We start from the raw sequence: 13428 nt of genomic DNA, 5'->3' as shown, positions 1-13428 counted from the left end.
TCCGACTGAACCGGTCAAGGGCTCGCGCGGTTGGCGCGGATGACAGGATGGGCGGCATGCTCTCCGCCGTACTCTTCGATGCCGATGGCGTCGTCCAGCGCCCCAGCCAGGACTGGTGGGCCCGCCTGACCTCGCTCGTCCCCTCCGACAGCGACGCTTTCCTCGCCGACCTGATGGCCGCCGAGAAGCCGAGTTTGGTCGGGAAGGGCGACTTCCGGGACGCGGTGGCCGAGGTGCTCCACCGCTGGAACTCGCCGGCCTCGGTGGGGGAGGCCATGGAGCCGTGGCACTGGTTCGCCGCCGAGCCGGCGGTCATCTCGTTGATCGGCTCGCTGCGGGCGGCCGGGATCGGGTGTCATCTCGCGACCAACCAGCAGGCCTATCGGCGGGCGATCATGCAGGACGAGCGCGGGTACGGCGCCTGGTTCGACCAGACCTTCTACTCGTGTGATCTCGGACTGGCCAAGCCGGATCCGGCGTACTTCCGGGCGATCCTCGCTGCTCTGCAGGTGCCCGCCTCGGAGGTGCTCTTCATCGACGACAACGAAGCCAACGTGGCGGGTGCTTTGGGCGTCGGACTGCGGGCCGAGGTGTACGACCTGTCGGCCGGAGTGCCGGCGCTGGTCGAGCTGCTTCGCCGTTATGGGCTGCCGATTCCGGACTGAGGTCTTGTGGCGTGAGGGTGGTTGTGGCATCGTCGCCGGGCAAATGACAACGTAGGACAGTCACCAGCCGCTCCCTGGAGGCACCACATGTCCGATCGCCGACGTCTCACCCTGACCCGCCGCCGCGCGCTCGGTCTGACTGCCGGGTTGGGACTCGGCTCGCTGGCACCGTCCTTCGCCTTCGGCACCTCCGCCGCTCCTGGCCCGCAGTACCCGAAGGGGCAGCGCCCGCGCCTGTTGAACGTCTTGGCCGAAGACTCGCTGAGCCCCGCCGAGCGGACACTCGCGACCACGCTGCAGGGTCTGATGGCGCGCCGCGGTGGCGAATCGCTCTATCTGAACATCCCGTCGCTGGGCTACCAGTTCTGGCTCGATGACCTCGTCTCCCGGTACGGCGTCCGCACCCGTACCGGTGACCTGTGGAAAACCGTCAGCCGGTCGGGCGTCGACGGATATGTTCTCTTTCGAACGGGCACTCCGTCGGTCAACGTGGCGACCACGCTCGCCGGCCTGACGGGTGCCGTGGCAATCGAGGAGAGCTTGGAGGCACTCGCGATCCAGCACGGATTGCGCAAGGTCCTGGACGTGCGGGACAAGGACGACCGCTGGGTCGTGGACAACTACTGGCCACGGCTGCGGCACGACGTCGCGGTCGAGCAGAGACCGGATTGGCCGGAGCGACTGCGGGACTACGTGACGATGGCGGGGACGCTCGCCTTCTTCGACGGCAACTCGGACTTCCGCGCCGAGCTGGTCAACGCCCTCGACGACGACGCCACGGTGATCGGCTGGGGCGACGCGTCGAACGGCGAGGACGCCTTCATCGGCGTGAACTCGACGGCCGGCGTCAAGGCCCTGCCGGCCGACCACGCCCGCAATCTGTCCGTCTTGTCCGGCATCCGCGAGGACCGGCTGAGCCAGCGCGGAGGGGGTGGGGGGAGGGCCCCTGAACCAGACCCGAACGCCCACTACGTCACCTTCCTGATCACCGATGGCGACAACATCCAGTGGATGCTCGGTGACTTCCCCACCGACAAACGCTGGTTCGGAAGCCCCCGCCGCGGAGAGATCGACCTGGGTTGGGGCATCTCTCCCTCCCTGATCGACCTCGCTCCCTCGGTCATGCGCTGGTACTACGACCAGTCCCGCAAGGACCGCTGGGTCGTTGGACCGTCCGGCGGCGGCTATATGTACCCGAGCAGGTATCCGGCGGCCGCGTTGGAGAAGCACACCGCGTCCCTTGCCCGATCGATGGGACGCGCGGATCTCTCGGTCGCCCAGATCATTGACTTCAACTCCTTCGAGAACACCGCCCTCTGGTCGTCGTACCTCAAGCGCCCGGAGATCGACGGCCTGATCTACCTCGAGTACTCCCGCTACGACGGCCTCAAAGGCAAGGTCGTCTGGTCCGAAGGCAAGCCAGTCATCTCAGCCCGCACCATGCTCTGGGACGGCCTCGACGGCGCCGACGAGGCCTCCGTTACCGCCGAACTCAACGCCGCCACTCGGAACCCGCGCTCCACCGCCGGCTACTCAGTCGTCGTGTGGCATGCCTGGAGCAAGTCCGTCGACAACATACTGGCTGTCGTCGACGGACTCGCACCGCACGTGAAGGTCGTCCCGCCGGACACTCTGGTCAAGATGGTCGGCAAGTACGCCAAGCCGTAGGCGCTAGCGATCCCGAACCTTCGGTTCAACCTGGGTCAGCCGCCTGACGCGGCGCGTGCACTCGGTGGGTGCCGGTGGGGTCGACGTGGAAGGTGAAGCCGTGGGGCGTGCTCCATTCCAGGGTCTTGGGATCGACGCGGTGGACGGTCCAGCCGTGGGCGTGAGTCTTCACCCGGTGACCGAACCGGCCCAACGGCGCGAGATTCAGGGTGCTGGTTTGGCCGGGTGGGCCGAGCGGGTCGTAGGGCTGGATGTGGTCCAGGTCCATGCCGCGGTGGGTCTCTTGGGTGCCGAACGGGAACAGTTCGACGGGGTGGGTGAGTTTGACGCGTTCGCGGATCCGGTCGGGGATCTCGTAGGCGTCGACGCTGACGGCGTCGTTGAGGTCGATGACCGGTTTCACGGTGTACGGCCCGTGGCCGATGAGCTCGGCTAGCTGGTCGGCGAGCAGGGGGCCGATGCCCTCGGCGCGCAGGACCCCGGTGCCGGTGGCCAGGGTGTGGTCGGTGAGGTGGACGTAGATCTCGGTCTGGCCCGGACGCACCCGTCCACTGGCGGGGTTGGTGTAGGCGTCGTGCTTGATCTGGGCCAGGCGGGCGTGCAGGGCCCGGCCGGCGGCCGCATCCATGGGCCGGCCGTCGTCGGGGTCGAGGTGTAGGCCGGGGTCGGAGGGGTCGAAGGGTTCGATCGGCACGGTGTCGGGGGTGTCGAGGGGGTCGCGCAGGTTGCTGATGCTGGGGTGGGGTGCGTCGCGGTCGGCCTCGTCGTCCGGGCCGGGTTCGTCGCAGGCGCTCGCCCGGTCGTCGAGCGGGTCTACCTCCGGGTCCACGGTGTCGGGAGCGGCGGTGTCCGGAGCGGTGCTTCCCCGAGCCGTGCTGTCCCGGGCGGTGCTGTCCCGGGCGGTGGCGCCCGGCTCGGTGGCGCCCGGAGCGCGAGTGCTCGGCTCGGTGGCGCCCGGAGCGCGAGTGCTCGGCTCGGTGGCGCCCGGAGCGCGAGTGCTCGGCTCGGTGGCGCCCGGCTCGGTGGTGCCCGGCTCGGTGGTGCCCGCGGTGGTCTCCGCGGCGCCGGTCGTGTCCGCGGCGCCGGTCGTGTCCGCGGCGTCGGTCGTGGCTGGAGTGGTGTTGTCGTGTGCGGTGGCGTCCGGCGCGGCGTCGGTGGTGGTGTGGAGGTGGTGGTGGCGGGCTTGGGTGAGGAGTTCTTGGGTGTAGCGGGGGTCGGCGATGATGCCGACCGCGTCGGCGCGGCGGTGCTGGACGGGGCGGGTGTCGCCGAAGGTTTTGAGGGCGTCGGCGATCGCGTCGAGGGTGGCCTTGTTGCGGATGACTGCGCCGGCGGCGGCCTTGATGTACATGGTTTTGGTGCCGTGTGGGTCCGAGCGGCCGACGAACACGCCGCGTTCGCGGGCCTGCTCGGCGGCCTCGGCCCGCGCCAGGGCGGGGTCGGCGTGGAGTTTGGCGGCGGTGACGATCTTGTTCAACCGGTACGGGGTGATCGAGTCGATCAGGGGTGCGATCCGCTGGTCGACGTAGGCGGCGGCGTCCTGGGTCAGTTTCGCGCAGTCGGCGACGATCCGGCAGGCCTTCCACGCGGTCGCCTCGCCGGCCTGGACTCTGGCCCAGGTGAAGGGGAACCGGTGCCGCAACGCCAAGGCTCGGCCGAGGTAGTTCGCGGCGACACGGGGTGAGATCCCCAGCATCACCGCGAATTCGGCGATCGCGAACTCCAGGATCTCCGGGCAGCCGTCGCCGCCGAGCACGACCGTGCGTTCCCGGCCGTCGCAGGCACGGCGGCCGGGCCGGCCGGGGTGGGCGGAGGGGTGGTAGCGGTCGGCGTAGATCTGGGCGTGCTCGAGGCGCCGCGCGTCGACCCGTCGGGCCTCGGCGTCGTGTTCGGCGGCCGACTCCAGCAGGTCGGCCGTCGACAGCGTCGCCAGATCTCCTTCGAACATGCGTTCGATTCTATGCATCAACCTGCGGCTCGGCAAATCCACAAGGGACCGCAAACCCCTTATCCACAAGGGGAAACTTCACACCACGCGGTGACGCGATCGATGGTATGCCCAGACATCCGCGTCAGGGTCACTTCTCCTCGCCCGGTTGTTCGTCGACGTGGGCGCGAGTCCGTCCACAACGTGGGAGCTGTTGTCGACGGACTCGCGCCGTACGTGAAGCCAGTACGCCCCGGCCCGGATCAGAGCGTGCGGAAGTAGACCGCGACCGGGAGCTTGATGCAGCCGAGGCTCTCGTAGAAGGCGCGGGCGGGCGCGTGGAAGTCATCGCCACCGGTGCCGATCTCGACCATTTCCGCACCCTGCGCCCGCATCGCATCGAAGGCGTGCTCACACAGGGCGGTACCGAGGGCCTCTCGGCGGTGTTCGGCCGCGACGGCGAGGATCGTGATCGTGCCGTGGACCCGGCGCGCGGGGTCCACGGCCCAGGCGACGTAGCCCGCGAGTACGTCGTCCTCCTCGGCGACCGCGACGTACTTGTCAGAGTCGGGGTCGTGGAGTCCGGCGACCTGCTTGCGGTAGTCGTCGCGCCAATTGCCGTGCTGGATGGAGAAGATGCGCTCGCCGACCAGCGGGCGGAACGACTCCTCGTAGAAGGGCCCGAACGTCTCGATGGTCAGCTCGATGAGCCGGGACAGGTCAGAGTGAACGTACGAACGAATGAGCATGAAGTGTGCCTCTCGCACTGAAGGGGGTCAGGACATGACGGGACCCGCTCGCAGTTCGCGATGCGGCGGGTCGACCTTCAGCGGCGGGTACGCCAGGCGGCAAAGCACTCCATGCCGACTGATGCTACGTGACCCTCAATCGACGTGCGGAGCGAGTCCGTCGACAGCGCAAGGGCTGTCGCGCCGGACGTGGACGTCGTCCCGACCGAGGCTCTCGACCGGAGAGGTTCTCGGACGGCGGCTCAACGCGAAGAGGGCTGCGAGGAGAGGGAGGGTGATGAGGTACGCCGTACGCAGGTCGACGGCACGAGCGAGTAAGGCGAGAGCCGCCGGCGCGACCAGGATCGCCACACCGGACGCCATCGCACCGATCGCTGCCAGCCGGGCAGGGCTGAGGCCGGGGGTCGCGACCAGGGCGGCGAGCGTGACGGGGTAGAGCGGAGCGACGCCGATCCCCGCGACAACCAGTCCGATCGCTACGACAGCAGGCACGTCGAACAGGCTGACGAGCAGCGTGCCGACGACCGCGAAGGCTCCGGACGGTATGACGGGGGACCAGCCGCGCCAGTGGATCGGGCCGATCACCCGGCCGACCGCCATGCCGATGGGGAACGCGCTGCCGAGCAACGCGGCTGTTGCCGTCGGCAACCCGGCGGCGACCAGCCGGGCCACTGCCCACACCACGAAGCAGAACTCGACTGCCACGGACAGTACGATGCGCAACCACCCGAGGCCCACCGCCGTCGCGACCTGCCGCCCCACCCTGCGACGAGTACCGGACCGGCTAGCAACCGCTGCGGGCGCGGAGTCGATCCGGACAGGGGCACGGGCGACCGGCTTCGCTCGTCTCGTCATGACAGCGAGCACCAGAAGAGGCGGAGCGGCGGCCAGCATGGCCAGACGACCGGTGGGGCCGAGCGAGTCAAGGGCGCCGATGGCGAGAGGTGCGAGGATGCCGGTCGCACTGGCGACCGCATTGACCCGGCTGAGTCGTGCGGCGGCTGTGGGGCCGTCCAGCATCAGTGGGGTGACGAGGACCAGCAGTGCGCCACCCAGCCCGATGCACAGTCCGCCGGCGATCGCGACGGTGTACACCGGAGCGATCGCGAGCAGCACCGTGCCCACCGCGCAGATGACTGCGCCGAGTGAGAGGACAGTCGTCATCGGCCAGGACCGGAGCAGTCGTGGGCCGACCAGCGCGACGAACAGCAGCCCGGCCGCGAATCCCGATGACAGCAGGGCCAGCCGACTTGTGGGCTCGTCCAGATCTCGCGCCAGGATCGCAACGCAACCACCGAGCCCGGCGAGCACGAATCCCATCGACGACAGCCCGAGACCGATCCGGATCTCGTCTCCGCGCGCCGCGGAATCCATCCGGGAGCTCATCCGGCACTCAGGTCGGTGAACAGTGTCACCAGGCGGTGCAGGTCGGGCAGCTCGATGTCGGCGCGGGTGCCCTTCAGGCCGGCGGTGACCGCACCGGCCGCGCGGCCGGCTGACAGACCGACCTCGGTGTCCTCGACCACCAGGCAATGCCGAGGCGGCACGTCGAGGAGCTCGGCGGCGCGCAGGTAGCCTTCGGGATCGGGCTTGCCGTGGGTGACGTCGTCGACGGTGACCAGGATCGACGGGGAGATGCCGGCGGCGCCCAGGCGGACCTTCGCCAGTCGGTTGGACGCGCTCGTGAAGACAGCCCACGGCAGACCAAGCCGCTCCAGTGTGCCGATCAGCTCGATCGCACCGGGTGCGGGTACGACGTCCGTCAGGTCATCGCACTCGAGATCCAGCAAGCGCGCCGCGGCCGCGGACCGCTCCTCGGCGGAGAGATCAGGCCGGAGGCGCGCGATCGTCGTCTCGGACGGGCTGCCATAGGCGATGGCGAGCGCGTCGGCAGGGGGTACGCCGTACTCCACCGCCCACCGTGTCCACGCCCGGTCGACGGCGTGGTCGGAGTCGACCAGTGTGCCGTCCATGTCGAACAGCACGGCGCGGATGTCCCGGACGTTCATGACCCCTCCAATTAAACTCGTCCTACGAGCATAAGGTAAAACGATGCTATGACTCCAGTGCGTCGGGGACAGTGGCAGACGGCTTCGGACGTACTGGCGCAGCTCAGCCGCCGGCCCGGTATCACCCGGGCCGCGGTGGCGCGGGAGCTGCGGCTGAGCACCGGCTCGGCGACGGAGGTCACCGCCCGGCTACGCGACGTACACCTGCTGACCGAAGTCCCTGCACCCAGTCAGGGTCGGGGGCGGCCGACGACACTGCTGCGAGCACATCCGCAAGGGCCGGTAGTGCTCGCGCTCGACCTGAGGCAGAGCAGCTGGCGGAGTGCGGTCGTCACGCTCGACGGGACACTTCTAGACCAGCAAAACAAGCGCCACCGCAGCAGACGGGCGCAGGTGGTGCTCGGCAACCTGCAGCGCGAGGTGGAGCGGACACAGCAGCGGTACGGCGCTCGTCTGCGCCTAGTGAGCCTGGCTGCACCGGGCACTATCCGTGACAACCACTTGATGCAGGCGCCGACGCTGAACTGGGCCGAGCTGGACCTGGAGACCGTCACCGCGGGTGCTGGGCTCCCACTGCTCGCCGGCAACGACGCAACCCTCAGTGGTGTGGCTGAGGCCCGCACTGGCGCTGCTGCCGGGGCCGGTACGGCGCTGCACCTCATCGTCGAGGTAGGTCTCGGCGGGACGCTGCTGATCGACGGCGTAGCGGTACAGGGCGCGTCCGGGGCCGGCGGCGAGTACGGCCACATGCCCTTCGGAGACCGCAGCCGGTTGTGTGCCTGCGGCGCCCGCGGCTGCTGGGATCTGGACATCGACGGTCGCGCGCTGGCCAGGCACCTCAAGGAGCCGACTCCGGACGATCCGTACGACTACACCGAGGCCGTACTGCGACGTACCGACCGTGCTGCGACCCGTGCGGTAGCCAAGGTGGTCGCCGCTCTCGCCACCGGCATCGCTGGGCTTGTCAACGCCCACGACCCTGATGTGGTCACGATCGGCGGCTTGGCGATCCCACTCCGGGCCGCTGCGGCGCCCACCTTCGAGCAGGCCTACCTAGACGGACTCATGACGTTCCATCGCGGCTCGCCCCCACCGGTTCTTGCCGCCACGTATCAGCCCGACGGCCCACTCCGCGGTGCCGCGGCACTGGCCCTCGATCACCTCACCAGCCAGCCCGCCATCGCCGCCTGGGTCGCGCAGCACTAGTCGGCCGCCTTCTCCGATTCGGCCTCGAACGACGGCTCGGCCTCCGACGACAACTCGGCCTCCGACGAGGGCTCTGGCTTGGGCTTCGGCACGATCGGCGGTTCGACCTTCGCCAGGATCGCGGTGAGGTCTAGCCGGTGGTGCTGGATCTCGTGCGCGGTGTGCCGGATGATCCAGCCCAACGTGCGCGGCGCGCGTACCGGGTAGTTGTAGAGCCCCAGCCTCCCGAGCTGCGGCGGCGTCAGCACCCGCGCGGCGGCCCCGAACTCCCGCGCGAACCGCATCAGCGCGGCCGCCACCTCCATCGGGTCCTGCTCCTCGTACTTGAACTGCTTCACCCGACGAGTCCGGTCCATCGGCGCGTACACCGGCCGGTCCTCCGCCAGGCACTGCGCGATCCGCTGCCGCTGGATCTCCAGTACGTCGCGCACGTGGCAGGCGTACTCGATCGCGGACCACACGTCCGGCGCCGGCCGCAGCCGAACGACGTCCGGGTCCGGACCGGCCGCGGCCTTGGTGAGCGCCATGCTGCAGTCCGCCGCCTGCCGGATGAGCAGCGTCACCGTGCCCTGCAGGTCACCCGTGTCGTAGTTGAAGCCGCACTGCTCGCAGTACCCGTCAACCGGGGGCTGCTGGATCGTCAACTGCCACTCCCTCGAAATCTCCACGCGTGATCGACCGGACCGATTCCACCACCGAGTGCGAACCCGGCCGCGATCGCCCCAGTCACATACTCCTTCGCAGCACCCACTGCACTCGGCACGTCGTACCCACGGGCCAGGTACGACGCGATCGCACTTGCCAGCGTGCATCCGGTGCCGTGCGTGTGTCTGTTGTCCAGCCGCACTGCACTGTAAGACCGTCGTACCCCTGGACCGTGCAGCACGTCCACCGACGCCGTGCCGACGTCATGACCGCCCTTCACCAGCACCCACGACGCACCAGCGTCCAATAGCAGCTTGGCCGCGAGCTCCCGGTCCTCCACTGTCTCCAGGTCGACTCCGGCGAGCGGTCCGAGCTCAGTGAGGTTCGGTGTGAGGACGGTAGCCATGGGGACGATCTCGGTGCGTACGGCGTCCATCGCATCGGCGGCGAGTAATGCGTCGCCGTGCTTCGATACCGACACCGGGTCGACCACCACTGGCACCGACGGCGGCAGCGTCCGCAGCAGTGACGCGACCACGCTGACCATAGACGCCGACGCCAGCATGCCGGTCTTCACCGCGTCGACACCGATGTCGTCCACCACACTGTGGAACTGGGCCCGGACCTGTTCCTCCGGCAGCTCCCACGCGCCCTGGACGCCGAGGCTGTTCTGCGCGGTGATCGCGGTCAGCACGCTCATGCCGTGCACACCGTTGGCCAACATCGCCTTGAGGTCTGCCTGGATCCCGGCTCCGCCACCGGAGTCCGAGCCGGCGATGGTCAGCACTCTGGGCAGCATCTCAACTCCTGAAGTGTGCGTGGCCGGACTCGGCAGCATACGGCGCGCCGTCCACCGTGACGTTCCCGCCCGGGCGCTCCTCGTTGCCTTCAGCAACCGAGCCGATGACGGTCCAGCCCTCGGGCACGTCGGCCGGTTCGAAGGTGCCGACCAGCGCATGGTCCTCGCCACCGGTCAGCACGAACTTCAGCGCGTCCACACCGGTCGCGGCAGCCACGGCCTGGAGAGGCTCGGGCACGGTCAGCGCATGCGTGTGCACATCGATGACAACGTCACTGGCGACCGCGATGTGCCCAAGGTCAGCTAGCAGTCCGTCGCTGACGTCGCACAGCGAGGACGCTCCGGCCAGCGCGGCCCGCGGACCTTCGGCGTACGGCGGTTGTGGGCGGCGATGCGCTTCGACCACAGCCCGCGGCGAGCGGAACCCACGCGCCAGCACCGCCCAGCCGGCCTCGGCCCAGCCCAGCCGGCCGACATAGGCGACCTCATCGCCCGGCCGCGCACCCGAACGCAGCACCGGCGGCCGTCCGTCGAGCGAACCGAACGCCGTCACCGAGACGACGATCTTGTCCGACTGGACCGTGTCGCCACCGATGATGCTCACCTCGACCAGTTCACACTCGTCGACCAGGCCCTGGTTGAGCTCCAGCGCCCAGGCCGTCGGCAGGTCGGCGGGCGCACCGAAGCCGACCACGAGTGCGGTGGGTCTGGCTCCCATCGCCATGATGTCGGCCAGGTTCTGCGCGGCGGCCTTGCGGCCCACGTCGTACGCCGATGACCAGTCCTGGCGGAAATGGCGCCCTTCCACCAGCAGATCGGTCGTGATCACCATCCGCCCGTCGGGCACCGCCATCACGGCAGCGTCGTCACCGGGTCCGACCAGGACGTCCTCACCTGTGGACAGCCCCTTGGTGACGGCCTCGATCAGACCGAACTCACCTGTGCTCCCCAACGTCTCTGTCACGTCAACAGACCTCCCATATCGCCAACCGGAGTCTAGGCGGTACCGTGACCGGGCAACGAAGAGTACGCCCGGCGGTCGCGCAGTACCCCGCATTAGCACAGCCGGAGCCAGCTGAGGACGACTGAGTGGAGAACGACGTGGTGGTCCAGGCCTACATCCTGATCCAGACCGAGGTCGGCAAGGCGGCCGACGTCGCTGCACAGATCGCCGAGGTCCAGGGCGTCACCCTGGCCGAGGACGTCACCGGTCCGTACGACGTGATCGTCCGCGCGGAAGCCCGCAACGTCGACGAACTGGGCAAACTGGTGGTTGCCCGGGTCCAGAACGTGCCCGGCATCACGCGGACCCTGACCTGCCCCGTCGTCCACATCTGAGCGCACTCACGGGGTCTCGCCCGTCTTTCGCATGCCCAAACTCCTCCTCGCCGCACTCGGCCTGATCGTCCTGGCCGGGTGCAGCCCTGGTCCAACGCCCGTCGCCGTCCCATCCCCCGCGCCCGATGTCGCCGCCGCCTGCACGCAGCTCGTGAAAGCGTTGCCCGAGAAGGTCCTGGACGCCAAACGGCGCAAGACCGAACCGGCCAGCCCGCTCACCACCGCGTACGGCGATCCGCCGATCGAGGTCGCCTGTGGCGTCAGTCCACCGGCCGGGATGGCCGATGCACAGTCGCAGTGCTTCGAGGTGAACGGCGTCGGCTGGTTCGCCAAAGAAGTCACGAACGGCGTCGTCTTCACCACGATCGGGCGCGCCCTCTACTTCGAGGTCGCCGTCCCGTCGAAGTACAAGCCCGAGGCGAACGCCCTGACCGACGTCTCCGACGTTGTCCACAGGTACAACAAACTCGTCACGCCCTGTATCTGACGACGGCATACTCCCTGTCGAGAAGTTCCTCTGCGGCGATGTCCGGTTCGGGCCGGCGGGGGCGACGTCTCGGCTGAGAGGCGCCCGCGGTGGGCGCCCGGACGACGGGAGAATCCGATGAAGTACATGATCCTGACGTACGCGTCGCAGCAGGACTACGACGGGATGGCGGGGAAGGACACCGGGAAGCCGGCCTGGACGGGTGCGGACTTCGCGGCGATGGGCGCGTTCATGACGAAGTTCAACGCCGACCTGGCCGAGTCCGGTGAACTGGTCGAGACCCGAGCGCTCGCGGCGCCGGTGATGACCAGACGGCTCGGCTCGAAGGATGGCGTGTCGGTGGTGACCGACGGGCCGTACGCCGAGACCCAAGAGGTGCTGGCCGGATACTGGATCGTCGAGTGCGAGTCGTTCGACCGCGCGACCGAGATCGCCGCCAGACTCGGTGACACACCGGCGCCGGACTTCGTCCGCGCGACTGCCTACGCCGACGTCCGGCCTTTGGTCGACGGCCAGGACGACCTGTTGGAGTGATCGACATGACCATGTTGATGCCACGCCTCCGGCGCGGCGGGTCATGGGGCTTTGGCTGCCGGCCCTCCCTCGTCGCTCCAGTCGCTGCGCTCCCTCCGCTCCTCAGTCCAGGCCGGGAGGCCCCATGACCGGCGCTCTCGAGGATCTGCTGCGGGAGCTGGCGCCGCAGGTGCTCGGGGCGCTGGTCCGGCGGTACGGGCATTTCGACATCGCTGAGGACGCGGTGCAGGAGGCGTTGCTCGCGGCGGCGCAGCAGTGGCCGGACGAAGGCGTGCCGGACAGTCCACGTGGGTGGCTGATCACGGTGGCTTCGCGTCGGCTGACGGATCTGCTCCGCCGGGAGCAGGCCCGTCAGCGGCGTGAGGACCGGGTGGCTCAGTGGACCCTGCCGGGCGAGCCGGTCGCGGACACGGACGACACGCTGGTTCTGCTGTTCATGTGCTGCCATCCGTCCCTGTCCCCCGCGTCGCAGATCGCGTTGACGTTGCGGGCGGTCGGGGGTCTGACCACCACCGAGATCGCCCGGGCCTTCCTGGTGCCGGAGGCAACGATGACGCGGCGGATCACCCGGGCGAAGGTCAGCGTGAAGGAGAGCGGGGCGCGGTTCACGCTGCCGGCTGACCGGGACGAGCGGCTCGGTGCGGTCTTGAAGGTCGTCTACCTGATCTTCAACGAGGGCTACGCGAGTACGACGGGGCCGAGCCTGCAACGGGTCGAGTTGTCGGCCGAGGGCATCCGGTTGGCGCGGATGCTGCATCGGCTGCTGCCCGACGACAGCGAGGTGACGGGATTGCTCGCGCTGATGTTGCTGACCGATGCGCGCCGTCCGGCGCGGACGGGGCCGCTCGGCGAGCTGGTTCCGATGGCCGAGCAGGACCGGTCGCTCTGGATCCCGGAGCTCATCCAGGAGGGCGTCGAGTTGATCACCGCGGCACTTCCCCGGGGGCCGGTCGGGCCTTATCAGTTGCAGGCAGCGATCGCGGCGGTGCACGACGAGTCGCCGTCGGCCGAGGAGACGGACTGGGCGCAGATCGTTGCGCTGTATGAGGTGTTGCTCCAGGTGACCGACAACCCGATGGTCGCGCTCAATCACGTCGTGGCGGTCGCGATGGCACGTGGACCGGGCGAAGGGCTCGAGCTCCTCGCCTCGATCGAGGACGACGACCGGATCGCCAAGGATCACCGGTTGTCGGCCGTCCGGGCCCATCTGCTCGAGATGTCCGGTGATGCGACGGGTGCCCGGGCGGCCTACGAGGAAGCGGCCACCAGGACAACCAGCCTTCCCCAGCAGCGCTACCTCCGTGCTCGAGCGAGCCGCCTATGACCCGCGGCGAGAGAGCGGTTCGTCGTCGGGCGCTGATCTCGCGTCAGCGTGCGGCCAATTGGTCGAGAGGTGCGCGC

14 protein-coding genes are annotated in these 13428 nt (G+C 69.1%); 7 read left to right on the top strand and 7 right to left on the bottom strand.

The window, feature by feature from the left end; all coding sequences use genetic code 11:
* Positions 1–47: 47 nt before the first annotated feature.
* Positions 48–665, top strand: a complete 618-nt coding sequence (locus ACXC9Q_RS34735) for an HAD family hydrolase (RefSeq protein WP_457060881.1) — start codon at positions 48–50, stop codon at positions 663–665.
* Between the two features lie 87 nt (positions 666–752).
* The gene (locus tag ACXC9Q_RS34730; RefSeq protein WP_457060880.1) at positions 753–2333 is read left to right on the top strand and encodes a GxGYxYP domain-containing protein; all 1581 of its coding nucleotides are present in this window, start codon (positions 753–755) and stop codon (positions 2331–2333) included.
* A gap of 25 nt (positions 2334–2358) precedes the next feature.
* Here ACXC9Q_RS34730 and ACXC9Q_RS34725 read toward each other — a convergent pair whose 3' ends face one another.
* The 4 genes from ACXC9Q_RS34725 to ACXC9Q_RS34710 form a co-directional block, all read right to left on the bottom strand.
* On the bottom strand, positions 2359–4281 hold the full coding sequence (locus ACXC9Q_RS34725) for a hypothetical protein (RefSeq protein ID WP_457060879.1): 1923 nt from the start codon (positions 4279–4281) through the stop codon (positions 2359–2361).
* A gap of 242 nt (positions 4282–4523) precedes the next feature.
* On the bottom strand, positions 4524–5009 hold the full coding sequence (locus ACXC9Q_RS34720; RefSeq protein ID WP_457060878.1) for a GNAT family N-acetyltransferase: 486 nt from the start codon (positions 5007–5009) through the stop codon (positions 4524–4526).
* Between the two features lie 135 nt (positions 5010–5144).
* The gene (locus ACXC9Q_RS34715) at positions 5145–6383 is read right to left on the bottom strand and encodes an MFS transporter (protein WP_457060877.1); all 1239 of its coding nucleotides are present in this window, start codon (positions 6381–6383) and stop codon (positions 5145–5147) included.
* A gap of 8 nt (positions 6384–6391) precedes the next feature.
* On the bottom strand, positions 6392–7018 hold the full coding sequence (locus tag ACXC9Q_RS34710; protein ID WP_457060876.1) for an HAD-IA family hydrolase: 627 nt from the start codon (positions 7016–7018) through the stop codon (positions 6392–6394).
* Positions 7019–7066: 48 nt separating this feature from the next.
* Between ACXC9Q_RS34710 and ACXC9Q_RS34705 the strand changes: the two genes are divergently transcribed.
* Positions 7067–8224 (top strand): ROK family transcriptional regulator, encoded by a 1158-nt coding sequence (locus ACXC9Q_RS34705; RefSeq protein ID WP_457060875.1) that lies wholly within the window; start codon positions 7067–7069, stop codon positions 8222–8224.
* Here the strand turns inward: ACXC9Q_RS34705 and ACXC9Q_RS34700 are convergent.
* From ACXC9Q_RS34700 to ACXC9Q_RS34690, 3 genes are read right to left on the bottom strand one after another with little or no spacing between them, the layout of a single operon-like run.
* Positions 8221–8868, bottom strand: coding sequence for a DinB family protein (locus ACXC9Q_RS34700; RefSeq protein ID WP_457060874.1), 648 nt, complete (start codon positions 8866–8868; stop codon positions 8221–8223). The two genes, ACXC9Q_RS34705 and ACXC9Q_RS34700, sit on opposite strands and share 4 nt — an antisense overlap.
* Complete coding sequence (gene thiD, locus ACXC9Q_RS34695; protein WP_328519391.1) at positions 8865–9668, bottom strand: bifunctional hydroxymethylpyrimidine kinase/phosphomethylpyrimidine kinase; 804 nt, start codon at positions 9666–9668, stop codon at positions 8865–8867. Before thiD ends, ACXC9Q_RS34700 begins: the two co-directional genes overlap by 4 nt.
* A gap of 1 nt (position 9669) precedes the next feature.
* Positions 9670–10632, bottom strand: a complete 963-nt coding sequence (locus ACXC9Q_RS34690; protein ID WP_457060873.1) for a thiamine-phosphate kinase — start codon at positions 10630–10632, stop codon at positions 9670–9672.
* 137 nt (positions 10633–10769) lie between these two features.
* On the opposite strand from ACXC9Q_RS34690, the gene ACXC9Q_RS34685 reads away from it, so the two are divergent.
* The 4 genes from ACXC9Q_RS34685 (at position 10770) to ACXC9Q_RS34670 (ending at position 13351) form a co-directional block, all read left to right on the top strand.
* Positions 10770–11006: an Lrp/AsnC family transcriptional regulator gene (locus ACXC9Q_RS34685; RefSeq protein ID WP_184806149.1), complete on the top strand. Its 237-nt coding sequence runs from the start codon at positions 10770–10772 to the stop codon at positions 11004–11006.
* A gap of 31 nt (positions 11007–11037) precedes the next feature.
* Positions 11038–11493 (top strand): DUF3515 domain-containing protein, encoded by a 456-nt coding sequence (locus ACXC9Q_RS34680; RefSeq protein WP_457060872.1) that lies wholly within the window; start codon positions 11038–11040, stop codon positions 11491–11493.
* 117 nt (positions 11494–11610) lie between these two features.
* On the top strand, positions 11611–12027 hold the full coding sequence (locus ACXC9Q_RS34675) for a YciI family protein (RefSeq protein WP_457060871.1): 417 nt from the start codon (positions 11611–11613) through the stop codon (positions 12025–12027).
* A gap of 124 nt (positions 12028–12151) precedes the next feature.
* A complete protein-coding gene (locus ACXC9Q_RS34670) occupies positions 12152–13351 on the top strand; it encodes an RNA polymerase sigma factor (RefSeq protein ID WP_457060870.1) in 1200 nt (399 codons plus the stop codon).
* Positions 13352–13428: the final 77 nt, after the last annotated feature.

This window comes from Kribbella sp. CWNU-51 (assembly GCF_054073265.1).
The sequence above is the reverse complement of the archived record's forward strand: the minus strand, read 5'-3'. Positions and strand labels throughout refer to the sequence as shown.